This window comes from Glycomyces sp. NPDC048151, assembly GCF_043202775.1.
Taxonomy (GTDB): Bacteria; Actinomycetota; Actinomycetes; order Mycobacteriales; family Micromonosporaceae; genus Glycomyces.
This window is the reverse complement of sequence record NZ_JBIDBB010000008.1, coordinates 254,423-279,256: the sequence shown is the minus strand read 5'-3', so window position 1 is coordinate 279,256 and position 24,834 is coordinate 254,423. Positions and strand designations below refer to the sequence as shown.

Sequence of the window (24,834 nt, the reverse complement as noted above, 5' to 3'; positions counted from 1 at the left end):
CGGACCGGACCGACCGCAACCCGGGCTGACAGGCCCCGCCCGACCGGATCCCGCACAGACAGGCCCCGCCTGACCGCTGCCGCACGGCCCTGTGCTGCCGTCACCTCGCCCGCCCTGACCGGTCGCGGAGGGCGAGGTTGATGCGGCTGCGAGCCCGCCGGGACGGCGATCCCGGGACCATCCCCGCAACTGCCGCCGCCGTCTCCGGCCTGCGGATCGGGCTCGGCGGGAAGGAAGTCCTCCAGAGCGTCGACCTCGGAGTGCGCGCCGGTGAGGTGCTCAGCCTCGTCGGGCCCAACGGGGCCGGCAAATCCACACTCCTCGGTGCGCTCTCGGGCGACCTCGAGCCCGCCTCCGGCGAAATCGAGCTCTGGGACCGGCCGGTCAGCGCCTGGAGCGCCATCGATGTCGCCCGCCGCCGAGCGGTGCTACCGCAATCGCATCGCGTCTCCTTTCCTTTCTCCGTGCGGGAAGTGGTCGAGATGGGCCGCGCCCCGTGGGCGGGGACCGACCGGGCGGCCGAGGATGAGCGCCGCATCGCCGCCGCCCTCGCCCTCACCGAGACCGAGGCCTTCGCGGCCCGCCCGTTCACCTCGCTCTCCGGGGGCGAGCAGGCCCGGGTCATGCTCGCCCGCGTGATCGCGCAAGACGCCGGACTCGTCCTGCTCGACGAGCCGACCGCCGCGCTCGACCTGCGGCACCAGGAACTGGTTGGGCGCCTGTGCCGGGAACTGGCCGGAGAAGGCAGGGCGGTCGTGATCGTGCTCCACGACCTCGATCTCGCCGCCGCCTACTCAGACCGGTGCGCGCTGCTCGCCGAAGGGAGGGTCGCGGCCTCCGGGCCGCCCGTGGAGGTCTTCGCCGCCGATCGGCTCAGCGAGGTGTACCGCCAGCCGGTCAAAGTGGAACTCGATGCGGAAACCGGTGTGCCCCATGTGATCCCCCTGCGGTGATCCTGTCGGACCGGGCCTGCCCCGATCCGTTGGCGCAATCATGGACCCCCGAACCTGAAGCCAGCCTTAAGCCGCCTGAAGGCAGCTTCAGGATTCACCGTGTCCAGAATCGCGCCGCCGCCCGCCTGAAGCCCCTCCGCGAGTGAGGCCGAGCGGGCACTGCGCGTGTGCCGGACCCCGGCCCGAGCCGCTGTCTGCTAGAAACCTCCCATGGCTGAGAAACCCGGATTGCCCCTGCGCAGAAGTCTCGCGAACACCCCGCCGCTCACCGCCGGCGTCCTCTTCGGCGCCGGCCTGGCCGTCGTCACCGCCGCCGTGTGGGCCGTCCAGGAACTCGGCACCGTGATCACGGCGCTCATCGTCGCCGCGTTCCTCGCCGTCGGCCTCGAACGCATCGTCGGCGGCATGACCAAGCGCGGCATGCCCCGCTGGCTCGCGATGACCATCCTCTTCCTCGGCGTGGTCATCGTCTTCTGCGGCGGCATCGCCGCCATCATCCCGGCGATCGTCCGCGAGTCCGCCGAGTTCGTCGAAGCCGTCCCCGGCTACTACGACACCTTCATGGCCAGCAACCTCGCCGAACGCTTCGGCGGCGAGGACGGCCTGCTCAAGCGCGCCGAAGGCGCCCTCACCGCCGCCAACATGACGAAGGCCCTCGGTGGCGTCGCGGGCGGCGTCGCCTCCTTCTTCGGCGGTCTGGTGTGGACGGTCACCACGCTGCTGCTGACCGTCTTCATCCTCGCGACCTACGTCCAGCTCCGCAAGGGCATGGTCCGGCTCTTCGCCGCCTCCCAGCGCGAGCAGACCGACCGGATCATCGAAGGCATCCTCCGCCAGATCGGCTCCTACCTCATCGGCGCGCTGGCCATCGGTGCGCTCGCGGGCATCTCCTCGTGGATCTTCATGGCGATCGTCGGCATCCCCTACGGCGCACTGCTGGCGCTCCTGGTCGCCCTGCTCGACCTCATCCCGCAGATCGGCGCCACCATCGGCGCGGTCGTGGTCACGCTCGTCGCGCTCGCCGTCTCGCCCATGACGGCCGTGGCCTCGGCGATCTTCTTCATCGCCTACCAGCAGCTGGAGAACTGGGTCATCTACCCGACGGTCATGCGCAGCGCGGTGAAGGTGTCGAACCTGGCGGCGATCGTCGCGGTACTCGTCGGCGGGACCCTGTTCGGCGTTGTCGGCATCGTCCTCTCGGTGCCGATCTACGCGGCGATCCGATTGATCGGCAAGGAGATCGTGCTCCCGCGCCTCGACAACTCCTGATAGGACCCGAAAACGACGGGGCCGGAGGCGCATACCCGCACGCGCCTCCGGCCCCGTCTTCGCGTCCAGGATAGGACGCCCCCGCAAGCCCGCCCGCCTTGACCTCCGCGAACGCCTGCTGCTGAGCGCGGGCGCGACTCGTGATGTCGTCGCGACGCTGCGCCATGCCGCGGGGCAAGCGCTTGCGCCGCAACCGTCCTTCCGATAAGTTCATCGAAGTATCGGAATATGTTCCGATAGTTTCGTCGAGCCCCTTGGAGGCGACGTGCAACGTTCCAGATTCCTGGCGCCCTTCGCCGTGAGCGCCCTCGCGCTCACGGCCGCCGTGGGCGCGGCACCGCCGGGCGCGGCGCAGGCCCAGACCCCCGAAGTCGTCTTCACCGGCGACTTCGAAAGCGCCTCAGTCGAAAGCTGGGTCAGCCGCGGTGGCGTCACCCTCGCCGCCAGCGCCGACCAGGCCTCCTCCGGCGAATACAGCCTCCGCACCACCGGCCGCACCTCCGGCTGGAACGGTCCCGCCCACAACATGCTCGACATCGTCGAACCCCTCGGCGTCTACGAGTTCAAACTCGACGTGCGCCTCCTCGAAGGCGCCGCCGACGCCCCCATCCAGCTCACCATGCAGACCACCTCCGAGAGCACCGGCGAGACCACCTACAACCGCATCGCCGGAGCCGACGTCGTCACCGACGACGCCTGGACCACCGTCACCGGCGAGTACACCCCGCCCGAACCCGCCTCCCAGATGCAGTTCTACGTCGAGAGCACCGACCCGACCGTCTCGTACTACATCGACGCCGTCGCGATCACCATGCTCCAGCCCCCGCCCGACGTCGAACTCCCCGCCGAAGGCACGGCCGCCATCGACTTCGGCGCCGACCACCAGCGCATCGACGGCTTCGGCTTCTCCCAGACCTTCGGCCGCGCCGAGGTCATGCACGGCTCCCAGGGCCTCACCCCCGAGCACCAGCGCGAAGTCCTCGACCTCCTCCTCGACACCGAGACCGGCGCCGGGCTCTCCATCCTCCGCCTCGGCGTCTTCGGCATCCAGCCCGAGAACCCCGGCGGCCCCGACGCCGAACCGGACTACATATGGGACGGCGAGGACTTCGGCCAGGTCTGGCTCGCGAAGGAAGCCCAGGCCTACGGCGTCGAGCGCTTCTACGCCGACGCCTGGAGCGCCCCCGGCTACATGAAGACCAACGACGAGGCCGCCAACGGCGGCGAGCTCTGCGGCACCCCCGGCACCGACTGCGGCGGCGAGGACTGGCGCGAGGCCTACGCCGACTACCTCGTCCAGTACGCGAAGTTCTACGAGGAGGAGGGCATCGGCATCACCGACCTCGGGTTCACCAACGAACCCGACTTCACCGCCACCTACGACTCGATGCGCTTCACCGACGCGCAGATCACCGACTTCGTCAAGGTCATGGGCCCCGCCATCGAGGAGTCCGGCCTCGACATGAACCTCGTCTGCTGCGACGCGGCGGGCTGGAACCGCCAGATCCAGTACACCAACGCCATCCAGGCGGACCCGGACGCCGCGCGATGGGTCGACATCCACTCCGGACACAGCTACGTGTCCTCCGCGCGCTCACCGCTGCCGACCGACAACACCACCTGGATGTCCGAGTACGCCCTCGCCAGCAACGTCTGGAACGAAGCCTGGGACGCCGGAGGCTCCAACTCCGGCCTCGCCCTCGCCAACGACATCCACGACACCCTCACCCGCGCCGAGGTCAACGCCTACATCACCTGGTTCGGCGCCTCGCTCGGCACGACCGCCGCGCCCATCCAGCTCGACGGCGCCGACTACCACGTCTCCAAGCGGCTCTGGGCGACCGCCGCCTACAGCCGCTTCATCCGGCCCGACGCGCACCGCACCGAGGCCGCGACCGACGCCCAGCTCGTGAAGATCTCGGCCTACCGCAACGCCGACGGCAGCCGCGTCGTCAACCTCATCAACAACCGCGACACCGCCGTCACCCTGGACCTCGCGCTCACCGGCGCCCAAGCGGGCGAGACGATCACGACCTACCGGACCGACGAGGAACACGCGCTCGAGGCCACCGGACAGTCCACGCTCACCGGACCCGAGGCCGCCGTCGCACTCGCCCCGCGCTCGGTGACCACCCTCGTCATCGAAGCCGACGACGCCGTGTCCTGCCACGCCCGGATCGAGGTCGTCGCCGACTGGGGCAGCGGTTGGCTCGGCAAGGCCGTCGTCGAAGCCGGTGACGAACCGGTCGACGGCTGGGAACTCGCCTGGGACTTCACGAGCGACCAGCGCATCCGCCACCTCTGGAACGCCGACTGGAGCCAGGACGGCACGACCGTGACCGCCGCCGACGTCGGCTGGAACGCCCGCATCGCCGCAGGAGCCTCACGCGAGGTCTTCGGCTTCCTCGCGACCGGACCGGCAGAGTCGGTCGAGCTCGCCTGCTGACCCAGTGCACATTCCCGGGCGGGCCGTGACTGGCCCGCCCGGCCACTTCGGGAACAGCCGGTTCGGTTCGGGGCGCGGGCGGCCCCGGACTACAGTCGACGATGAGCGGCCTTGGGGGACAAGGGCTCTGATCCGAGAGAAGGACACCCGATGGGCGACAACACCACCCGAATCTTCGAGCGGCTCGGCGGCGAGGACGACCTGCGCGCGACCGTCGACGCCTTCTACGGCTCAGTGCTGCGGGACCCGGTCCTGCAGCCGCTGTTCGGCGCGGGCGCAGCGCACCACGTCGACCACCTCACCGCGTTCCTCGCGGAGGTCTTCGGCGGCCCCGCCCGCTACACCGACGAACTCGGCGGCTTCCCCGCGCTGCTCGAGGCGCACCGCGGGCTCGCCATCACCGACGAGCAGCGCGCCCGCTTCATCGAGCTGTTCGACCGCGCCGTCACCGAGCACGGCCCCGCCGACGCGGATCTCCGGACCACGCTCCACGAGTACATCGTCTTCGGCACCGAAGTCGCGCAAGTGAACTCGCACGCCAAGGGCGACGACGACCTGCATCCTTGCCAGGAAGTGCCGCGCTGGCCGTAGCGGCGGCGGATATAGGGCGTGCCCCTTCCCACCCGCATCCACCTCCGACCAACCGAAGAAATGAGACGACTCTCCCACACGGGTCTGACACTGCTGCGTCTTCGCAGGTCGGATGCCGTCAGCCGGTGGCGAGCTTCGCTGCGAAGGCGATCATGACCGCTCCGACGACGCCGTTGCCCGCCGCGGCGAGGCGCCTGCGGCGGCGGAAGGTCTGGGCGAGGCCGTCGCCCGCGACGATGAGCGTCGACAGGTACACCATCGAGCACACCTGCAGGATGACGAACAGCACCCCGTAGCTGAGCACCGGCCACGCGTAGGCCGGGTCGACGAACTGCACGAAGAACGCGACGAAGAACAGGATCGCCTTCGGGTTCAGCAGGCTCGCGATGAGCGCGCGCACGAACGGCCGCTCGTTCGACGTCTCCGCCGCGACGGCCTCGGCCTCCAGCGGGTCCCCGCGCCGCGCCGCCCGCCAGGTCTTCCAGCCGCCCCGCAGGAGCCCGAACGCCAGGTACGCCAGGTACACCACGCCCGCCCAGCGGATCAGGTTGTACAGCACCGGCGACGCCGCGAACATCGAAGCCAGACCGGCCGCCGAGGCGACCATCAGCACCGAGTCGCCGAGGAACACCCCCGCAGCGGCCTGGAACCCGGACCGGCGGCCCTTCCGCGAGGCCACCGACAGCACGTACAGCGAGTTCGGGCCCGGAAGCAGGATGATGAGCACGGTGGCGACCACATAGGTCCACAGGTCGACGGTGCCGAACACGGGCGGTTCCTTCCGAGATGACGGGGCGAGGAGGGGCGGGCCGAGCGGTTTCGGGGGCGGCACGGGACGGGACCCGGCCGCTCGAAACTCCGCCAGTCTATTGCCGCGCCGTCGGCAGCGACAAGCGCGAATCCGCAGGTTCACGCCCGGCCGCGCTCGCAGCCGGGCCGGCGACGGTTCCGGCCGCTTCGTGCTCAGGACTCCGCAGACCGGCGCTGCCTGGCCATGCCGCGAATGAGCGCCTTCGGGCTCGGAGCGGGCGGCAGCTCCTCCGAGCCGCTCTCGGAGAACGCGCGCAGCATGTGGCCGACCAGCCGCCTCGACGCCTCCGGCGCCGCGTCCCCGACCGCCCGGAGCACCCCCGCGTTCGCCATCAGGAGGATCGGCAGGTCCTCGGGGGAGAAGTCCTCCCGCAGCCGCCCCTCCCGCTTCGCCCGCGCGATCAGGTCGGCGAACGCCTGATAGGTCTCTTGGCGCTGGCGTTCGAGCGCCTTTACCGGGCCGTAGTTCATGGTCAGGACCTCGGCGAACCCCCGATTCGCCACTTGCAGCCCGCACACGGTCTCCACGAAGCCGCGGAAGCCGTCCCACGCGACCTCCGCGTCCCGCGCGGCGACCGCCGCGTCCCGGCACTCGCGCAGCGCCTCCTCGAAGACCGCCGCTATGAGGTCCATCCGCGTCGGGAACCGGCGGAACAGGGTCGCGATCCCGACCCCCGCGGCGCGCGCGATGCTCGCCATCGACACCCCCAGCCCCTCGCGCCGGAACGACGCCCGGGCCGCCTCCACGATCCGGTCGCGGTTCTGCTCGGCGTCGCTGCGCAGCCGCCGCACGCGCTTGCACATGCCGCTCTCGGCACTCGGTTCCATCCCGACATCCTAACCAAGTGGAATGCCCTATCCGCTTAGGTTGTTACACTCGTCGTCAATTAATGGATAGGTCGTTCCACTTCCGGAACGGCCCCGCGTACCCGTCAAGGAGACCGCCCCCGTGAACGTGTTCCTCTGGATCCTGCAAGGCCTGCTCGCCGCCGCCTTCCTCGCCGCCGGGACGATGAAGGCCACCCAGCCCAAGGAGAAGCTCGCCCCGAACCTCCCGTGGGTGACCGACTTCTCAGCCGGGACGGTCAAACTCATCGGCGTCACCCAGCTCGCCGCCGCCCTCGGCCTGATCCTGCCCGCCCTCACCGGCATCGCGGTGATCCTCACCCCGCTCGCCGCCGTCGGCCTCGGCCTGACCATGGTCCTCGCCGCGACCTACCACCTCCGCAAGCGCGAATACGACAAGATCGGCGTCAACGCCGTCATCCTGGTACTCGCCGGGATCGTCGCCTGGGGCCGCTTCGGCCCCTACGCCTTCTGACGAAAGCCCGCACTCATGCTGCGGCGCCCGCCCGCAGGCGCCGCAGCATCCTCGCGTCGGCGAAGCCCACCGCCCGCGCCGCCGCGTCGACCGTCGCGCCCTGCCCGATGAGATGCTCCGCGCGTTCGAGCCTGAGCACCGACTGGTACCGCAGCGGCGTCATGCCCGTCGCCTCCGCGAACTGCCGCGTCAACGTCCGCTGCGACACGCCCGACTCCGCCGCGAGATCCGAAAGCCGCAGCGCCGCAGTGAAATGCGTGTCGATCCGGTCCTGCACGCGGTGCACCGCGTCCGACAGGTGCGAGCGGTGCCGCAGCATCGCACTCGCCTGCGGCTCATCGCCGTTGCGCCGCGCGAACACCACCATCTCCCGCGCGACCTGAGCCGCCAGCGCCGGGCCGTGACGCACCGCCACCAGATGCAGCGCCAGATCGATCCCGCTGGCGATCCCCGCGGACGTCACCACACGATCGTCCACGGTGTACAGAACGTCACGTATCACTGCGGCGGCAGGGAAACGACACGCCAGCTCCTCCTGCAGGTCGTGGTGCGTCGTGCACCGCCGCCCGTCCAGCAGGCCCGCCTGCCCGAGCGCGAACGCGCCCGAGCAGACACTCGCCACCGTCCCGCCGCGCCGGTGATGCCCGGCCAGATCCCGGGCCTGCGTCTCCGAGAGCCGCGGCCCGCCCGCCGTCCCCGGCGAACGCCAGCCCGGCACCATCACCAGGTCGTCAGGCCCGAGCCGCGGCCAGGCCGTCTCGGCCCGCACCGGAAGCCCTTGCGCCGTAGGCACCTCGGCGTCCTCGGCGACATACCGCAACCGGTACGCCCGGGAACCGCCCGCCGCCTCCAGCAGGTCCGACACGGTCGAGAAGACCTGCGCCGCACCAGCCAGATCGAGCAGGTGCAGCTTCGGCACCAGCAGGAACACCACCTGCGACACGGCACCCCCTCAGCGTTCAGTCGCGACCGGAAGCACGATCCTGCCACTCGCGCACCAGCGCGTCCACTCCCGTCACCGTCGCGAACCGCCCCGCCAGCGAGTACTCGGTCCGCTCGATCACCGCGTCCGTCCCCAGCGTGCGCGGGTCGGCGAGGATCTCGTCGAGACCGCGCCCCTGCGGCGCGTCCCGGTGCTCGATCGGGTTGGTCGCGGTCGCGTCGGTGACGAACACCGTCGCGTACCCCAGGTCCGAGGCGACCCGCGCCGTCGTCTCGCAGCACTGCTCGGTCCGGATCCCGGTCACCGCGACCTCCCGGACGCCGTGCTGCGTGAGCAGCTGCTGCGCGTTCGTGGTCGTGAACGGGTTGTGCGAGGTCTTGAACAGCTCCGGCTCGCCCGCGAACGGCTTGAGCCCGGGCAGGTACTCGACGAACCCGAGCGCCGGGTCGAACACGTTGTCGGTGCCCGGTTCGATGTGGCGCACCCACACGACCAGGTCGCCGTTGGCGCGCGCGGTCTCCACGAGCGGGTTGATCCGGTCGACGATGCCGGGGTTGGACATGTGGGCCCACATGGGGCGCTGGCGGAAGGATTCCTGGACGTCGATGACGAAGAGTGCGGTTCTCATGCGGTCAATGCTCGCGGGGCGAAGGCCCTGCCGCCAGGCACGATCGAGCCGGGATGCGGAACGATCCGGTCAACGGGAAAGGCCGTGCCGCCCGACCCTCGGCCGCCCTGTCTTGACCCGTCGGGCGGTCTCGGATCGGACGGCACGGCCGTCCAATGGGGGTGTGTCAGAGGCTGCCGAGGGTCTGCAGGCCCGGGAGCGCCTTGCCGTCGAAGTCGAACAGCGCCTGGTTCTCCCAGCCGTTGCCGCTCGCGGGGTCGGCCGGGTCCCAGCCCGCGCCCGCGACGCCGGTCCAGGTGGCCTCCCACCAGAACAGGCCCTTGCCGAGCCCGCCGGGGACGGCCTTGACGACGTCGGCGATCGCCTCGATCCAGTACGACTGGTTCTCCGGGCTCGACGGGTACCCGGGCACCGGCTCGGGGTCGGTCATGATGTTCGCAAACCCGTCCGAGTCCTCAGTGGTGAACGGGTAGGCGGTCTCGACCAGGTACAGCGGCTTGCCGTACCGGGTGGCGAGGTCGTCGAGGTTCGCGGCCAGGCCGCTCAGCTCGCCGTGCCAGTACGGGTAGAACGAGGCGCCGATGGCGTGGAACGGCACGCCGTTGGCGACCGCGTTGTCGAAGAACCACTGGAACGCGCCGCTGTTGCCGCCTTCGGCGAGGTGCAGGATGGTCTGCGCCTTGGGCAGGACGTCGGCGACCGCGTCGCATCCGGCGGTCAGGAGCTCGGCCATCTGCTCGAGCTGGTCCCAGCGGCCGTCGGGCCAGATGAGGCCGCCGTTGGTCTCGTTGCCGATCTGCACGAGGCCGGGCTTGACCCCGGCGGCTTTGAGTGCGCCGAGGACGTCGGCGGTGTGCTCGTACACGGCGGTCTTCAGGTCGGCGAATCCGAGGCCCTCCCATGCGGCGGGCTTGTACTGCTTGCCGGGGTCGGCCCACGTGTCGGAGTAGTGGAAGTCGACCAGGAGGTCCATCCCGGCCCGCTTGGCGCGCTTGCCGAGTTCGACGACCTGGGTCTTGGTGTTGTAGCCGTCGGCGGGGTCGACCCAGACCTTGGCGCGGATGCAGTTGACGCCGTTCTCGGCGAGGATCTCGACGGCGTCGCCGCGGCGGCCGTCGGCGCGGCGGTAGACCGCGCCGAAGTCCTCGTTCTTGATGAGGCCGGAGATGTCGGCGCCGCGGACGAAGCCCTTCTTGGAGGGGCGTCCGCCGCCGAGGGATTCGGCGAGGGCCGGGGTCGCGGCGGCGGCCGCGCCGAGGGCGAGGGCGCCGGCTCCGGCGGCGGTGAGGGCGGTTCTGCGCTTCATGCGGTTCGCTTTCTGAACGGAGGAGGGGATCGGCGGGCCGGTCCGGGGCAGTGCGTCGCGGGACCGGCCCGCCTGGGGGGTGTGGTCTACAGGGTGCCGAGTGTCTTCAGCGCCGGCGTGGCCTTCCACGCGAAGTCGAACAGGGCCTGGTTCTCCCAGCCGTTCTTGCTGTTCGGGTCGTACGGGTCCCAGCCGTTGCCGGTGACGGCGGTCCAGGTGGCCTCCCACCAGAACACGCCCGCGCCGCGGCCGTTCGGCACGGCCTTGACGACGTTGGCGATCGCGGTGAGCATGTTCGACTGGCCGGTGTAGCTGGCCGGGTAGCCCGCGACGGGGGTCGCGGCGCTGATGATGTTGCCGAAGCCGTCCCGGTCGCCGGGGTTGAACGGGTACGCGGTCTCGACCACGTACACCGGTTTGCCGTAGCGCGAGGCGATGTCGTTGAGGTTCGACTGGAGGCCCGACAGGGAGCCGTGCCAGTACGGGTAGTAGGACGCGCCGATGGTGTCCCAGCTGACGCCGCGTGCCTGCATGGCGTCGAAGAACCAGCGGAACACCGAGTTGTTGCCGCCCTCGGCGAGGTGCAGCATGACCTTCGCGGAGGGCACCGTGGCGCGGACGGCGTTGACGCCGGAGATGAGGAACTGCGCGAGGTTGTCGAGCTGGTCGTAGCGGCCGGTGGGCCACAGCATCCCGGCGTTGAGCTCGTTGCCGACCTGCACCATCTGCGGGGTCGCGCCCGCCGCGTTCATCGCGCCGAGGACGTCGGCGGTGTGGTTGTAGATCGCGGTCTTCAGCTGCGCGACGCTGTAGTTCGCCCAGGCGGCGGGCTTGGTCTGCGCGCCCGGGTCGGCCCACGTGTCGGTGTAGTGGAAGTCGACGAGCACGTTCATCCCGGCGGCGCGGGCGCGCTTGGCGACGTTCACGACGTGGGTCTTGTTGTTGTAGCCGTCGGCGGGGTTGACCCAGACCTTCAGGCGGATCCAGTTGACGCCGCTCTTCTGGAGGATCCAGATCGCGTCCTCCTTCCAGCCGTCGGCCCACATGTACACGCCGCCCTTGGCTTCGGACTTGGCGAGGCTGGAGATGTCGGCGCCGCGCGCGAACGCGGTCTGCGCCTGGGCGGACTCGGCCGCGCCGAGCGCCAGGGCAGGCGCGGCGAGGGCCGCGGCGGCGGTGGTGAGGGCTGTCCTTCGCTTCATTGCGAGATCACTTCCTTGTGAACAGAGCCTTGTGATTTTTTCGGGGGAGCGGTCCGCTGGACCGCTGGAGGGTTGCGGCGCCTAGGCGCTCGCGACGATGACGACCTCTCCGGCGGGTACCGGGACGCCGTCCGCGTAGGCGGCGCCGGTGAGGGCGTCGGTGCCCCGGAGTCCCGGGACGTGCTGGTCCTGACCGGTGTGGTTGATCAGGAAGTCGAAGGGGCCGCGGCGGACCGACTCGATGCCGTCCGGGATTCCTTGCGGGCGTTCGACACCGGCGGCGTCGAGGACCTGGGCGAGGAGGTCGCGCAGGCCCGTTGCGTCGTCCAGCGCCGTCGCCGCGTACCACGCCGAGCCGGAGCCGACGCGGTGCCGCGTCAGGGCCGGGCGGCCCGCGTCGGGCCCGTCCGCGAATTCGGCCAGGGCCTCCGCGCCGTCGAGGCGCACGTGCTCGGACCAGATGCGGCCCCCGGCACCCGAGGTGAGGGCGAGCCGGGTGCCCTCGTGGAGCGGGTGGAACTCCTCGACCCACAGGCCGAGGGTCTCGCGCAGCACGGAGGCGTGCGCGCCGGGGTGGACGGTGTCGTGCTCGTCGACGATGCCGGAGAAGTACGAGACGAGCAGCTGCCCGCCGCCTTCGACGTACCCGAGCAGGTTCTTCGCCGCGGCGGCGGTGAGCAGGTACGAGGACGGGGCGATGACGGCCTTGTAGCGGCCGAGGTCGGCCTCGGGGTGGGCGAAGTCGACGGTGACGTGCTGCTTCCACAGCGACCCGTAGTAGGCCTCGACGCGCTCGCGGAACTCCAGCTCCACCGAAGGGCGCCATTCGAGTTCGAGCGCCCACCACGACTCCCAGTCCCACAGGACCGCGACGTCGGCGTGCACGTCGGCGCCCACCACGGGGGCGATCTTCCCGAGGTCGTCGCCGAGGGACACGACGTCGCGCCACACCTGGGTGTCGGTGCCGCCGTGGGGGAGCATCGCGGAGTGGAACTTCTCGGACCCGGCGCGGGAGGCCCGCCACTGGAAGAACATGAGGCCGTCGGCGCCGCGCGCGACGTGCGCGAGGGAGTTGCGGCGCAGCTCGCCGGGGGTCTTGGCGATGTTGCGCGGCTGCCAGTTCACCGCGGAGGTGGAGTGCTCCATGATCATCCACGGGCCGCCCGCGACGGCGCGGGTGAGGTCGGCGCTCATGGCGAGCTCGATCTCGTGCTCCTCGCGCTCGGCGATCAGGTAGTGGTTGTTGGAGACGACGTCGACGTGCTCGGCCCAGCGGAAGTAGTCCATGTCCTTGCAGTTGGGGACCATGAAGTTCGTGGTCGCCGGAGCCTGGGAGTACTTCGCGATGATGTCGCGCTGGAGGCGGTAGTTGGCGATGTGCGCGTCGCCTGAGAACCGCATCCAGTCCAGCTGCAGGGCGGGGTTGACGCCGGGCGGGGCGATCGCGGGGGCCTCGACCTGGTCGAAGTCGCGGTACGTGAGGCCCCAGAACGCGGTGCCCCAGGCCTCGTTGAGCGCGTCCATGTCGCCGTACTTGTCGGCGAGCCAGCGGCGGAAGTGCGCGGCGGACTCGTCGCAGTAGCACTGGACGTTCGCCCAGCCGTACTCGTTGTGCAGGTGCCACATCTCGACGGCGGGGTGCTTTCCGTAGCGGGACGCCAGCTGCTCGACGATCTGCGCGCACGCGTCGCTGTAGACCGGGTGCGAGGGGCACACGCCGTGGCGCGAGCCCGAGGCCATGACGCGGCCCTCGAAGTCGACCAGGCGCGTCTCGGGGTGGGCGCGGCGGAACCAGGACGGCGGGGCCGAGGTGGGGGTGCCCAGGTCGACGCCGATGCCGTTCTCGTGCAGCAGGCCGATGACCTTGTCGAGGCCGGTCCAGTCGTACTCGCCGGGGGCGGGCTCGATGATCCCCCAGTTGAAGACGCCGAGGCTGACGAGGTTCACTCCCGCCTCGCGCATGAGGCGGACGTCCTCGTGCCAGACCTCCTCGGGCCACTGTTCGGGGTTGTAGTCGCCTCCGTAGCGAATGGTCTGCACCGTGTCTCCTGTGAGGTTCCTTGCATCAATTCCTGTGAACGTGCACAGTACTCGACGCCCAGCGATCACGCAACCTGAGGTTCTGTCGAGCGCCGTTTCAAAATTGTGATCGTTTCTTGAAGAATCTTTGTTCTAAAAGCAGACATTAGGCGCAAAACTTGGTTGCTAACTGGGATCTGAGTCGCTAGATTCGTGTAAACGTTCACAGCCCGGTGGCGCGCTTCATACGCCCAGCGCCGACCTGGCCCCTCACTCACCGAGACAAGGACTTGACATGCGCAGCAAAGGTGCTCACGCCGGACCCTCTCTGAACCGCCGCAACCTCCTCGCCCTCGGCGGCGGCCTCGCCGCGGCCGGGACCCTCGCCGCCTGCGGCAGCCCCGAAGAGGACGCCGACACCGCGAGCGGCGGCCTCGAGTGGGACGCCGACGCCCAGCAGTACGTGATGGAAGAGGACATCGCCTCGGGCAAGAAGGCCCTCAAGGTCTGGTTCGAGACCGACTACGAGGCCGAAGCCGCCATCGCCGCCTTCGTCGAGGCGTTCCCGGGCGTCAAGGTCGAGTACGAACTGGTCCCCAAGAACGACGCCGTCGAGAAGATGACCACCGCCGCCGAAGCCGGCAAGGGCGCGGACGTCTACATGTCCTTCTACGACCAGCTCGCCCGCGCCATCGACCAGGGCGTGGCCGCCCCCCTCGGCGAGTACGACGCCGTCCTCAAGAGCCGCATGAGCGAGACCTTCACCGGCGTCGTCTCCGGCGGCGAGGACAACTCCATGCACGCCGTGCCGATCACCACCGAGTCGATCGCGCTGTTCTACAACAAGACCCTCCTCAAGCAGCTCACCGGCTCCGACGCCCCCGCCACCACGTGGGAGGAGATCAAGACCCTCGCCGCCGAGTACAACGACGCGTCGAAGAACCAGTGGACCGTCCAGTTCACCCCCGGCGAGATCTACCACGCCTACTCGATCCTCTCGGCGACCGGCTGGCAGCTCTACCCCGACCTCGACCCGGCCAAGCCGAACTTCGACGACCCGAAGCTCCTCGCCGCCCTCGACTACTACGCGGGCCTGCGCGAGATCTTCGACGTCCCCGCCGCCGACGCCACCGAGGAGAACATCCGCCAGGAGTTCTCCGCCGGCACCGTCCCCTACGCGATCAACGGCCCCTGGGCCTTCGCCGACGCCGACGCGGGCGCCGAGGCCAACGGCTTCGAGTACGGCGTCACCGTCCTGCCCAGCGTCGCCGGCGGCGAACCCGCCAGCTCCTTCGCGGGCATGCACACCGCCGTCGTCTCCGGCCACACCGCCTACCCGGCCGCCGCGCGCGTCTTCGCGAACTTCCTCGCCTCCGACAAGGGCGCCGCGGTCCTCTACGCGACCACCGGCCAGATCCCGGCCCTCAACGCCGACCTGCTCGCGGGCATCGAAGGCCTCTCCGAGGACCCGCACGTCGCGGGCATCGTCGAGCAGTCCGCCCAGGCCGACCTCATCCCGCAGGTCCCCGAGTACTTCTGGGAGGTCGGCAACGCCCTCGCCGTCGACGTCTGGGACTCGCTGAGCTCCACCGCCGACGCCCAGACCAAGGCCGTCGACACCTACAACGAACTGCACGGTCTCTAGGACGACCAGGACTGACTGCACGATGAGCAACGCTCCAAGCAGCAAGCTCCCCGCACTGGTGCCGGGCCTCGCCTCGGCACTGGTGTGGGGGGCCGGCCAGCTGATCAACCGCCAGGCTGGCAAAGCCGTCTTCTTCTTCGCGTTCTTCGCAGGCCTGGTCGGCTGGGAGATCGCCTCCGGCAACTACTACGCCGGAATGGACTTCACGCCGCGCAGCAACGGCGGGTTCTTCATCCAGGGCCTCTGGGGCCTGTTCACCCTCGGCACCCAGCCGCGCCAGATGACCGTCACCGGACTCTCCGAAGGCGACAACTCCGTCACCCTCCTGGCCAGCGGCCTCATCGCGCTGCTCGTCCTCGCGCTCCTGGCGATCATCTGGATCTGGGGCGTCCGCGACGCCGCCGCCTACCGCGCCGCGCTCAACGCGGGCGGCCCCCGCGAGTCCTCAGCGGCCTACGCCCGCCGCCTGTGGGACAGCGCCTTCGCGTACATCATGCTCTCGCCGGGCCTCGTGCTCGTCGTGTTCATGTCCGTGCTCCCGGTCCTGTTCGTCATCCTCGTCGCCTTCACCAACTACAACCGCGACAACCTGCCCCCCAAGAACCTCGTCGAATGGGTCGGCTTCGACAACTTCGGCGCGATCCTCTCCGGCTCCGCCTGGACCAACACGTTCCTCGGCGTCCTCGCCTGGACCTTCGTGTTCGCCCTCGTCACCACCGTCGCCTCCTACGCCCTCGGCTTCTTCCAGGCCGTGCTCCTGGCCAATAAGAAGGTCAAGTTCCCGCGCGTGTGGCGCTCGATCTTCCTGCTGCCGTGGGCGGTCCCCGCGATCGTCTCGGCCCTGGTGTTCCGCTCCATGTTCAACGGCCAGTTCGGACCCGTCAGCCAGTGGCTCGTCGACGTCGGCCTCACCGACGAGCGCATCTACTGGTTCACCGACGCCTCCAACCCGAACCTCGCCCGCGCCGTGGTGCTCCTCATCAACCTGTGGCTCACCTTCCCGTTCTTCATGGCCCTCGTCGGCGGCGTGCTCACCAACATCGACGCCAGCTACTACGAGGCCGCCCGCATGGACGGCGCCAGCCCGCTCCAGCAGCTGCGCCACATCACCCTGCCGGTGGTCCACAAGACCGTCGCGCCGCTGCTCATCCTCTCGTTCGTGTCCAGCTTCAACAACTTCGGCGTGGTCTACTTCCTCACCGAAGGCGGCCCGGACAACGCCGACTACCGGTTCGCGGGCAGCACCGACCTCCTCGTCACCTGGCTGTTCAAGCTCACCTTCGAGACCCAGCTCTACAACATCGGCGCCGTGATGAGCCTCTTCATCTTCCTCATCGTCGGCACGATCTCCGTGTGGAACCTCAACCGCTCCAAGGCGATCCGGGAGCTCTGACCATGACTACGCAACTAGCCGAACGCCCCGCGCCCAGCGCGCAGGCCACCCCGCGCCGCCGCCGCAAGCCCCGCGGCGAGGGCCTCTCCACGGTCCTCATCCACCTCGAACTGCTCGTCGTCGCGTGCATTGTCATCTTCCCGCTCCTGTGGGTCGTCGGCGCGTCCTTGAGCCCCGGCGACGGCCTCGGCGAAGTCTCGCCGTTCCCGTCCGAGGCCACCATGGCCCACTACGCGGACCTGTTCACCGAGACCGAGTACGGCCGCTGGTACCTCAACTCGCTGTACGTCGCCGTGATCAACATGATCGGCTCGGTCGTGCTCGCCGCGATCTGCGGCTACGTGTTCTCCCGCGTCAAGTTCAAGGGCCGCAAAGCCGGCCTGCTGAGCATCCTCATCCTGCAGATGTTCCCGGCCTTCCTGGCCGCCATCGCGGTGTACATGCTCTTCCTGAACTTCGGCCTGCTCGACTCGCTCACCGGCCTCGCGCTCGTGAGCATCGCCGGAGCCCTGCCGTACAACATCTGGCTCATGAAGGGCTACACGGACAACCTGCCCGCGAGCCTCGACGAGGCCGCCGCGATCGACGGCGCCGGACGCCTCACGATCTTCGTGAAGATCATCCTGCCGCTCATGCGCCCCATGCTCACCTTCGTGGCGATCACGCAGTTCACGCTGCCGTGGATGGACTTCATCCTGCCGCGCCTGGTCCTGCAGAGCGCCGACAAGCAGACCGTGGCCCTCGGCCTGTTCAACATGATCAGCTCCGAGTACGCCAACTCCTACACCACGTTCGCCGCGGGCGCGGTCGTCCTCGCCCTGCCGATCACCGTCCTCTACATCGTCCTGCAGCGCTACCTCGTCACCGGGGCCGCCGCGGGCGCCGAGAAGGGATAGCCGAATGGTGCTGCCCGTCCGCGGAGCCGACGTCTCCATGACCGCCGAGATCGAACAGCGCGGCGCGGTCTTCCGCGCCGACGGCACGACGCACGACCTGTTCGCACTCCTCGCCGCGCAAGGCGTCAACTGGATCCGCCTGCGCCTGTGGGTCGACCCGCGCGACGACGCCGGACAGCCGTACATGGGCGGCACCAACGACCTCGCGACGACGATCGCCCTGGCCCGCCGCGCCAAGGCGGCGGGCCACCGGGTCCTCCTCGACCTCCACTACTCCGACTTCTGGACCGACCCGAAGAAGCAGTCCACCCCCAAGGCGTGGCGCGGCCTCAAAGGCGCGGAACTCGAAGCGCGCGTCCACGACTGGACCTCCGACGTGCTCGCCGCCCTCGCCGTAGCCGACGCCACGCCCGACATGGTCCAGGTCGGCAACGAGATCACCAACGGCATGCTGTGGCCCGAAGGCCGCACCCCCAGGTTCATCGACGCCGAACGGCGCTTCGAACGCGAGGACCCCGAGGCGTTCGACCGCCTCGCCGGACTCCTCGCGGCGGGCGTCGCGGCCGTGCGCGCGGCGAGCGACGCGCGGGTCATGATCCACCTCGACTTCGGCGGCGCGAACGAGCTGTACCGCGGCTGGTTCGACCAGGCGGCCGCGCGCGGCCTCGACTTCGACGTCATCGGCCTGTCCTACTACCCGTACTGGCACGGCACCCTGAAAGACCTGGGCGCCAACCTGAACGACCTCGCCGAGCGCTACGGGAAGGACCTCGTCGTCGTCGAGACCGCCTACGCCTGGACGGGGGAGTCCCCGGCCGGGCACCACCAGGTGTTCCAGCCCGCGCTGGCCGAGACCGGCGGCTACCCGGCCTCGCCCGAGGGCCAGGCCGCGTACCTGCGCGACCTGTACACCACTGTGGACGACGTGCCCGGCGGGCGCGGCCTCGGGATCGTCTACTGGGAGCCCGCGTGGCTGCCGGTCGACGGCACCACCTGGGCCTCGCGGGCCGGGATGGAGTACGGCGACGACGTGGTCGACGAGCACGGCAGCTCGTGGGCCAACCAGGCGCTGTTCGACTTCGAGGGCAACGCGCTGCCGTCGTTGCGGGCACTGGGCGGCGGATGACTCCGCTGCGGCGCAGCCGCTCCGGCACGGCGCGCGGGAGCCGCGGAGAGGCCGCCTTCCCCTTGGGCGGCCTCCCCGCACCGCGTCCGGTCCCGGCGTCGCGGCGGGCCTCGGCCCGCGGCGCCGCTCCGGTCGGGCGATAATCGAGTGAGACACAAGGGAGAGCTGAGCATCTTGACACGGAAACGACCGACGATCCACGACGTGGCCGAGGCCTCGGGCGTCTCGCGCGGCACGGTCTCCCGCGTGCTCAACGGCAAGGCGAACGTGTCGCTGTCGGCCGAGGCGGCGGTGCGCCGCGCGGTCGCCGAGACCGGGTACGTGGTGAACCGGGCGGCGCGGAGCCTGAAGACGAGCCGGACCGGCTCGATCGTCATGGTGCTCTCGGAGCCGCAGGAGCGGCTGTTCGAGGACCCGAACTTCTCGGTGCTCATGCGCGTGGCCACCAACCAGCTCGCCGACCGCGACATGTCGCTGGTGCTCATGATCGCGGGCGACGACGGCGGCCGCGACCGGGTGGCCCGGTACCTGCGCGGCGGCCACGCCGACGGGGCGCTGCTCATCTCCACCCACGCGGGCGATCCGCTGCTGGACGAGATCGAGCGGGCGGGCGTGCCCGCCGTCGCCCTCGGCGCGGTCCTCGGCCGCGAGTCCGTGATCCCTTACGCCGCAGCCGACGAGCGCGGCGGCGCGCGGGCCATGGCCGAATATCTCGTCGAGCAGGGGCGCCGGAAGATCGGCATGATCACCGGCCCGCTCGACACGCCTGGCGGCTCGCTCCGCCTGGAGGGATTCACGAGCGTCCTCGGCCGCAAGGCCGGGAAGCAGATGGTCGTGCACAGCGACTACACGCAGGCGGGCGGCGAGGCCGCGATGCACCGGCTGCTGCAGAACGTGCCGGACCTCGACGCGGTCTTCGTCGCCTCGGACCTCATGGCCGCGGGTGCGCTGCAGGCGCTCCACGCGGCCGGGCGCCGGGTGCCCGAGGACGTCGCCGTCGGCGGCTTCGATGACTCGGCGATCGCCTCGGCGACCCGCCCGGCGCTGACCACGGTCCGCCAGCCGCTCGCCAAGGTCGCGGAGGAGACCGTCCGCCTCCTCCTCGCCCTCCTCGAGGACGAAGAGGTCGAACCCGCGATCCTGCCGACCGAGCTGATCGTCCGCGACAGCGCCTGAGCGGGGCGTCTAGAGCGAGGCCTTCCCCGTCCGCTGGTGCGCCGGGGCGGGCTCGGGGATGTTGGCGGCGAGCGCCATGACCGACCCCGCGGTGAGCAGGAGCAGACCGATCACGGCGACGACCTCGCCCGCGGCGAGCGATCCGGCCGGGAGGTCTTCGCTGATGCGCAGGTCGCTGCCGTAGAGGATCATCGCGCCCGCGAGGCCGCCGAAGGCCCAGGCGGTGCGGGTCTCGTGGGTGTGGAGCGTGAAGTACAGGGCGCACCACACGACCAGGAGCAGCATGAGCCCGAGGGACATGAGGTAGGCCCGCGTGTCGGGCTGGACCCCGGCGACGCCGGAGAGGTGCCAGTAGTCGAGCGAGCCGCCTCCGGCGGTGTCGACCCAGGGCATGAACATCGAGCCGACCGTGAGCACCGAGCCGCCGAGGGCGGCCAGGCCGCCGACGCGGGAGTACGGGGTCGAGGGCGTGCGCTCCATCTTCCACCTCCGGTAGAGATCCGCTGATAAACCAAGCGCACCACCGGGGACCGGCGTCGTCAACGTTCTTGACGGGTTCTTGACGCGAAAGGGACGGAACTGTCGGCAACCGGACAGAACGGGATCGAGGTTCATCGATTCGCGGCGAGTCTGACCAGGTGGGCGTGGGCGTACTCGCAGACGACCGCGTGCCGGTAGACGGCGTGCGGGACGTCGGTGTTGGAGTCGGCGCGGATGGACAGGTCGCCGTTCTGCCAGCGCAGGAACACCGGGTCACCGGTGATGTCGGCGAGGATGGCCAGGATCGAGTCGTCGAAGCGCATGGAGTGCACGGCCCGCCGGTACTCGTCGGGGGTGAGGCAGGCGGCGAACGGCAGGTTCATGAGGCACAGCGCGGTCTGGATGTCCAGGCGCAGCAGCCGGAACCGGTGCGGCTCGGGGTCGAGCGGCGGCATGTCGAGGTCCGAGAAGTCGAGCGGTCCCGTCCGGGTCAGGTCGAGCGCGGCGAGCACTTCGTAGACGTTGATGTCGTGTTCGATGACGGCGCGGTCGCCGAGCCCCGCGAGGTTCAAGGGCCGCAGGCCGACCGGTTCGATGCCGGTGGCGGTGTTGCGGACGATGAAGTTGAGGAGGTTCGTCTCGATCACGAAGTGGCGGATGAGGAGTTCGACGGCGAGCGGGGAGACGAAGCGGCGCAGGAACCACAGGCAGAGCCGGTCCATGAGCCGGTGCGCGGTCCAGCGCACCGGCGTCAGGCGTTTGAGCGCGACGATGACGAGCGCGAGCACCCGCGAGACGGGCCGCAGGACCGGGTAGATCCAGGTGCGGGTCCACTGCCGCTGGTCGTCGGTGACCATGCGGGCGACGTCGGGTTCGAGGGGCATGGCGGGGTCGGCGCACATGGCATCCCACATGGGAGGGTCGGCGAGCGGCCCCTTAGACATTGTCGAGCTCTTCCAGTTGGAGGGCGTAGAGGCGGGCGACGGTCTTGGCGGTCTTGACGATCGCGTCGGCGGCCGCGGCGTCGATGCGAGGGGAGTTCAGGATGGCCTGGAGTTTCGCGAAGTGGTCGTCGTCGGCTTCGCCGTGGTAGGCGAGGAAGCCGACCTGGTCGTCGCGCAGGCCCAGCGTCTCCTTGAACCGGGCGGCCCACTGGGAGGCCTTGCCGGTGCCGAGGCCTTCGATGATGAACATGGCGCCGAGGAGTCCGATCGGGTCGGGCTGGCTCGCGGTGTGGAACATGTACGCCGAGAGCGCTTCGGAGCCGATGTTCTTCTCTCCTGCGCGGATGTCCTCGATGGAGCCGCCGCAGGCGGCGTAGTCGCGTTCGATCATCATGAAGTCGCGGTGCTCTTCGGCGGCGTGCCCGATGGCGGCGCTGCGGAGGTCGAACATGTCGACCGAGAAGTTGGAGGCGGCGCGGGAGATCCAGCGCGCGCCGTCGGCGACCTGCTGGCGCAGGTTGAACAGGAGCCGCCGGTAGTCCTCGATCGTGGCGGTGCCTTCTGCGAGGCGGTGCATGACGGGGACCTGGTCGAGGCGCTGCTCGAACTCCTGCCAGACGGCGTCGAGGCGGTCGTGGATGCTCGCCGAGCGCGGCGCGACGCGGGTGACGGCGGGCATCGCTGCCCCTACGGCCGGGGCCGCGACGGGCAGCGTCGCAGGGGTTTCGGCTTGCGCGTCCACACAGGTCAAGTGGGCGAACCCGAACGTGAACCGGCCCGATTCGGGGACGGCGAGCAGCACGGTCTGGCCGGGCTCGAACCGCCCGGTCCGCCAGCATTCCTCCAGCGCGATGAAGATCGAGGCGGCGCCGGTGTTCCCGCGGGTCTCGAGGTTGGAGAACCAGCGGCTCGTGTCGATGTCCGCCCCGGCGGAGGCGAGCTGGTCGAAGACGATGTCGCGGAACGCGTTCGTCGAGTAGTGGCACAGGACGTGGTCGAGTTTGCCGAGGTCGATGAGGCCGTCGCGGGCGAGCGTCTGGAACTCGCGCAGTCCGGCCTCGGCGAGGGCGCCGAGCGCGCTCGTGTCCTGGCGCAGCAGCATCATCCCGGCCTGCTCGGCCGCAGCGGCGCTGCCCATGTCCTGCCAGGTGCGGCCAGCGACGGGCGCGGTGCTGTCGCCCATGCCGGCCCGCATGCACACCTGGTTGGCGTGGGCGAGCGAGACGGTGCGGACCCAGTCGACGCGCAGCGAGGGCCGGTCGGGGCGCGGCTGCGCCTCGACCAGGACCGCGCCCGCGCCGTCGGAGAGCATCCACCGCAGGAAATGCGCGTCGCCGTCGCCGCCTCCGCCGTGGAACCTGGAGCCGCGCAGCCACCGGCTCGACAGTTCGCTGCCGACGACGGCCGCGCGCCGACGGTCGCCGAGGCGGACCTTCGCGACGGCCGCGTCGAGCGCGGCGAGGCTGGAGGCGCACACCCCGGCGGCGGAGAGGACCTGCATGGGCCCGCCTCCCAAGCGGCCGTGGACCATCGACCCGAAGCCGGGCACGAGCAGGTCGCCCTGGGTGGTCGCGGTGGCGAGCATGTCGAGGTCGGCCGCGCCGAGGCCGCGTTCGTCGAGGGCGGCTTGGAGCGCGTTGGCGGCCAGCTCCTCGTTCAGCTCGGTCGTGCGGCCCTGCTCGTCGAGGGCGTAGTGACGCTTGGCGATCCCGTTGGCGGCCAGGATGCGGCGGCGCAGGCGGTCGCCGCGCTCGTCGACCCCGCCGAGGCGCGCCGCGATCTCGTCGTTGCCGACCGGGGGACCGGGGAGGTACGCGCCGACGGCGGTGATGTAGGCGTTCATGCCTCTATTGCACAGCGCCCGAAGGGGTCCGCGCATCGGCGCTTCTACTCATTTCGGGGGTCCGAAAGTACTCAGTCGCCGTCGATGCCCTGCTCGATCGCGTACCGCACGAGCTGCGCCCGGTTGTGGAGCTGGAGTTTGGTGAGGATGTGCTGCACGTGGTTCTGGACCGTGCGCTGGGAGAGCACGAGCCGTTCGGCGATCTCGCGGTAGTTGAGTCCCTTGGCGACGAGCCGCAGCACCTCGGTCTCACGTTCGGAGAGCTTCGGGCGTTCGGCCCCGCCCGCGTTGGCGAGCCGCCGGTACTCGCCGAGCACGAGTCCCGCCAGGCCGGGAGTGAACACCGCGTCCCCGGCCGCGACGCGCTCGACCGCGTCGGCGAGTTCGGCCGCCGACGCCGACTTGACGAGGTACCCGCGCGCTCCCGCTTTCATCGCGTCGAGCACATGGGCCGACTCGCCGCTCGCCGAGAGGATGAGCGCCGCCGTGGGGCAGTCCTCGCCGAGTCCTTGCAGCACTTGGACACCCGAGAGGTCCGGCAGCTGCAGGTCGAGGATCGCCACTTCGGGCCGCAGCTCCCGGATCGCGGTGAGCGCCGCCTTCCCTTCGCCGCATACGGCGAGCACGCGGTGCCCGGCCGCGGTGAGGTCGCGGGCGATCGCCTCCCTCCAGATCGGGTGGTCATCGACCACGATGAGCGTCGCCATCGGCGTCCCCTTCCGTCCTCGGACGCGGCACCCGCATCTCGACCTCCGTCCCCGAACCGGGTCCCGAGACGACCTCCACGGTCCCCCCGAGTTCGCGCACGCGGCCCTGGATCGACTGCGCCACACCGAGACGGCCTTCAGCGGCGGCCTCGGCCAAGCGACCCGGCGCGATCCCGGGCCCGTCGTCGCGGACGCTGACGGTGACCGCGTCGCCGTCGTCCTCGACCAGCAGCCACACGTGCGTCCCCTCCGGGCAGTGCTCCCGCACATTGTCGACCGCGCTCGCCACGGCCGCCGCGACCTCCCGGGCCGTCGCCGCGGGCAGCCGCACCGGCTCCGCCGGGGCCGCCACCGTCACCGCCCCGCCCGCGTGCCGACCCACCAGCTCCCGCAGGTCGCGCCGCCCGTCGAGCGGGTGCTGGTACGCCTCGGAGGAGATGAGCGCCCGCAGCGCCTCCTCCTGTCGTCCCGCGAGCCGCCCGAGCTCGGCCGCCTCGCCGCCGATCTCGTTGCCCCGCCGCTGCACCAGCGCCAGGACCTGCAGCACCGAGTCGTGGATGTCCCGGGCCAGCCGCTCGCGCTCCTTCGCGGCGGCGGTCCGCTCGACGGCCCGCCGCGTCCGCTCCTCGGCCTCCACGCCGAGCCGTACCAGGTGCCCCACGGTGAACCCGGTGAGCACCAGCAGCGCCGCCTCGTTCACCGTGTTGTCGCTGATGCCGCCGCGGAACACCATGCCGAACACGGCGATCACGCCGCCCGCGACGGCACCGCTGCGCCTGCCCCAGGCCGCGCCCCATGCGAGCACCACCCCGGCCATCCACGGCCCCAACGAGATCGGCACCGGCCGACCGTCCACCGCCAGCGCCCACGCCGACACCGCGACGGCCACCGCCGTGACCGCGAGGTCGGCGTAGACGACCTGGTCCTCGTACCCCTTGCGGGTGTACCGGTAGCTGACGGCCGCCGTCCAGCCCACGAGCGCGGCCACCAGTAGCGCGGCCGCCACGGGATGCCGCAGGTTCTCGAACGCCAAGGCGCCCAGGAGCACCGGATAGCCCAGAGCGGCGAACCGGAACACCGCGATCGCCCGCCGCAACTGCGTCTGCAAACCCACCCGCGCATTCTCCCAGGCGCCC

General features: G+C 70.5%; 22 protein-coding genes. 10 read left to right on the top strand and 12 right to left on the bottom strand.

Going from position 1 to position 24,834, the window contains the following annotated elements; translation table 11 throughout:
- The first annotated feature begins 140 nt into the window (after nucleotides 1–140).
- From ACGGCP_RS20865 to ACGGCP_RS20850, 4 genes are all read left to right on the top strand, one after another.
- Nucleotides 141–953, top strand: a complete 813-nt coding sequence (locus ACGGCP_RS20865) for a heme ABC transporter ATP-binding protein (RefSeq protein WP_392968529.1) — start codon at nucleotides 141–143, stop codon at nucleotides 951–953.
- Between the two features lie 210 nt (nucleotides 954–1,163).
- Nucleotides 1,164–2,222, top strand: a complete 1,059-nt coding sequence (locus ACGGCP_RS20860) for an AI-2E family transporter (protein ID WP_392968527.1) — start codon at nucleotides 1,164–1,166, stop codon at nucleotides 2,220–2,222.
- Between the two features lie 265 nt (nucleotides 2,223–2,487).
- A complete protein-coding gene (locus ACGGCP_RS20855; RefSeq protein ID WP_392968525.1) occupies nucleotides 2,488–4,668 on the top strand; it encodes a carbohydrate binding domain-containing protein in 2,181 nt (726 codons plus the stop codon).
- A gap of 150 nt (nucleotides 4,669–4,818) precedes the next feature.
- Nucleotides 4,819–5,259, top strand: coding sequence for a group II truncated hemoglobin (locus tag ACGGCP_RS20850; protein ID WP_392968523.1), 441 nt, complete (start codon nucleotides 4,819–4,821; stop codon nucleotides 5,257–5,259).
- A 118-nt stretch (nucleotides 5,260–5,377) separates the two neighbouring features.
- On the opposite strand, the gene leuE is transcribed toward ACGGCP_RS20850, so the two are convergent.
- Both leuE and ACGGCP_RS20840 read right to left on the bottom strand, forming a co-directional pair.
- Nucleotides 5,378–6,028 (bottom strand): leucine efflux protein LeuE, encoded by a 651-nt coding sequence (gene leuE, locus ACGGCP_RS20845; protein WP_392968521.1) that lies wholly within the window; start codon nucleotides 6,026–6,028, stop codon nucleotides 5,378–5,380.
- A gap of 194 nt (nucleotides 6,029–6,222) precedes the next feature.
- Nucleotides 6,223–6,897 (bottom strand): TetR/AcrR family transcriptional regulator, encoded by a 675-nt coding sequence (locus tag ACGGCP_RS20840; RefSeq protein ID WP_392968519.1) that lies wholly within the window; start codon nucleotides 6,895–6,897, stop codon nucleotides 6,223–6,225.
- Between the two features lie 121 nt (nucleotides 6,898–7,018).
- On the opposite strand from ACGGCP_RS20840, the gene ACGGCP_RS20835 reads away from it, so the two are divergent.
- Nucleotides 7,019–7,390, top strand: coding sequence for a DoxX family protein (locus ACGGCP_RS20835; protein WP_392968518.1), 372 nt, complete (start codon nucleotides 7,019–7,021; stop codon nucleotides 7,388–7,390).
- 13 nt (nucleotides 7,391–7,403) lie between these two features.
- Here ACGGCP_RS20835 and ACGGCP_RS20830 read toward each other — a convergent pair whose 3' ends face one another.
- From ACGGCP_RS20830 to ACGGCP_RS20810, 5 genes are all read right to left on the bottom strand, one after another.
- Nucleotides 7,404–8,333 (bottom strand): GlxA family transcriptional regulator, encoded by a 930-nt coding sequence (locus tag ACGGCP_RS20830; protein WP_392968516.1) that lies wholly within the window; start codon nucleotides 8,331–8,333, stop codon nucleotides 7,404–7,406.
- Between the two features lie 16 nt (nucleotides 8,334–8,349).
- Nucleotides 8,350–8,961, bottom strand: coding sequence for a cysteine hydrolase family protein (locus ACGGCP_RS20825; protein WP_392968515.1), 612 nt, complete (start codon nucleotides 8,959–8,961; stop codon nucleotides 8,350–8,352).
- 166 nt (nucleotides 8,962–9,127) lie between these two features.
- Complete coding sequence (locus ACGGCP_RS20820; RefSeq protein ID WP_392968513.1) at nucleotides 9,128–10,267, bottom strand: arabinogalactan endo-beta-1,4-galactanase; 1,140 nt, start codon at nucleotides 10,265–10,267, stop codon at nucleotides 9,128–9,130.
- 86 nt (nucleotides 10,268–10,353) lie between these two features.
- Nucleotides 10,354–11,469: an arabinogalactan endo-beta-1,4-galactanase gene (locus ACGGCP_RS20815; RefSeq protein WP_392968511.1), complete on the bottom strand. Its 1,116-nt coding sequence runs from the start codon at nucleotides 11,467–11,469 to the stop codon at nucleotides 10,354–10,356.
- 81 nt (nucleotides 11,470–11,550) lie between these two features.
- A complete protein-coding gene (locus tag ACGGCP_RS20810) occupies nucleotides 11,551–13,509 on the bottom strand; it encodes a beta-galactosidase (protein WP_392968509.1) in 1,959 nt (652 codons plus the stop codon).
- A 274-nt stretch (nucleotides 13,510–13,783) separates the two neighbouring features.
- On the opposite strand from ACGGCP_RS20810, the gene ACGGCP_RS20805 reads away from it, so the two are divergent.
- The 5 genes from ACGGCP_RS20805 (at nucleotide 13,784) to ACGGCP_RS20785 (ending at nucleotide 19,724) form a co-directional block, all read left to right on the top strand.
- The gene (locus ACGGCP_RS20805; RefSeq protein ID WP_392968507.1) at nucleotides 13,784–15,133 is read left to right on the top strand and encodes an extracellular solute-binding protein; all 1,350 of its coding nucleotides are present in this window, start codon (nucleotides 13,784–13,786) and stop codon (nucleotides 15,131–15,133) included.
- Nucleotides 15,134–15,155: 22 nt separating this feature from the next.
- Nucleotides 15,156–16,526: a carbohydrate ABC transporter permease gene (locus tag ACGGCP_RS20800; protein WP_392968505.1), complete on the top strand. Its 1,371-nt coding sequence runs from the start codon at nucleotides 15,156–15,158 to the stop codon at nucleotides 16,524–16,526.
- Nucleotides 16,527–16,528: 2 nt separating this feature from the next.
- Nucleotides 16,529–17,422: a sugar ABC transporter permease gene (locus ACGGCP_RS20795; protein ID WP_392968503.1), complete on the top strand. Its 894-nt coding sequence runs from the start codon at nucleotides 16,529–16,531 to the stop codon at nucleotides 17,420–17,422.
- A 4-nt stretch (nucleotides 17,423–17,426) separates the two neighbouring features.
- A complete protein-coding gene (locus ACGGCP_RS20790) occupies nucleotides 17,427–18,548 on the top strand; it encodes an arabinogalactan endo-beta-1,4-galactanase (protein ID WP_392968501.1) in 1,122 nt (373 codons plus the stop codon).
- A 174-nt stretch (nucleotides 18,549–18,722) separates the two neighbouring features.
- The gene (locus ACGGCP_RS20785; protein WP_392968499.1) at nucleotides 18,723–19,724 is read left to right on the top strand and encodes a LacI family DNA-binding transcriptional regulator; all 1,002 of its coding nucleotides are present in this window, start codon (nucleotides 18,723–18,725) and stop codon (nucleotides 19,722–19,724) included.
- Between the two features lie 9 nt (nucleotides 19,725–19,733).
- Here the strand turns inward: ACGGCP_RS20785 and ACGGCP_RS20780 are convergent, their stop codons facing one another.
- From ACGGCP_RS20780 to macS, 5 genes are all read right to left on the bottom strand, one after another.
- On the bottom strand, nucleotides 19,734–20,204 hold the full coding sequence (locus ACGGCP_RS20780; RefSeq protein WP_392968497.1) for a hypothetical protein: 471 nt from the start codon (nucleotides 20,202–20,204) through the stop codon (nucleotides 19,734–19,736).
- A 131-nt stretch (nucleotides 20,205–20,335) separates the two neighbouring features.
- Entirely contained in the window at nucleotides 20,336–21,148 is an 813-nt protein-coding gene (locus tag ACGGCP_RS20775) for a DUF6999 family protein (protein ID WP_392968495.1), read from the bottom strand.
- Entirely contained in the window at nucleotides 21,141–22,991 is a 1,851-nt protein-coding gene (locus ACGGCP_RS20770; RefSeq protein WP_392968493.1) for a 3-oxoacyl-[acyl-carrier-protein] synthase III C-terminal domain-containing protein, read from the bottom strand. The genes ACGGCP_RS20775 and ACGGCP_RS20770 overlap by 8 nt, the downstream gene beginning before the upstream one ends.
- A gap of 71 nt (nucleotides 22,992–23,062) precedes the next feature.
- Nucleotides 23,063–23,698, bottom strand: a complete 636-nt coding sequence (locus tag ACGGCP_RS20765; protein ID WP_392968491.1) for a response regulator — start codon at nucleotides 23,696–23,698, stop codon at nucleotides 23,063–23,065.
- On the bottom strand, nucleotides 23,673–24,812 hold the full coding sequence (gene macS, locus ACGGCP_RS20760; RefSeq protein WP_392968489.1) for a MacS family sensor histidine kinase: 1,140 nt from the start codon (nucleotides 24,810–24,812) through the stop codon (nucleotides 23,673–23,675). Before macS ends, ACGGCP_RS20765 begins: the two co-directional genes overlap by 26 nt.
- Nucleotides 24,813–24,834: the final 22 nt, after the last annotated feature.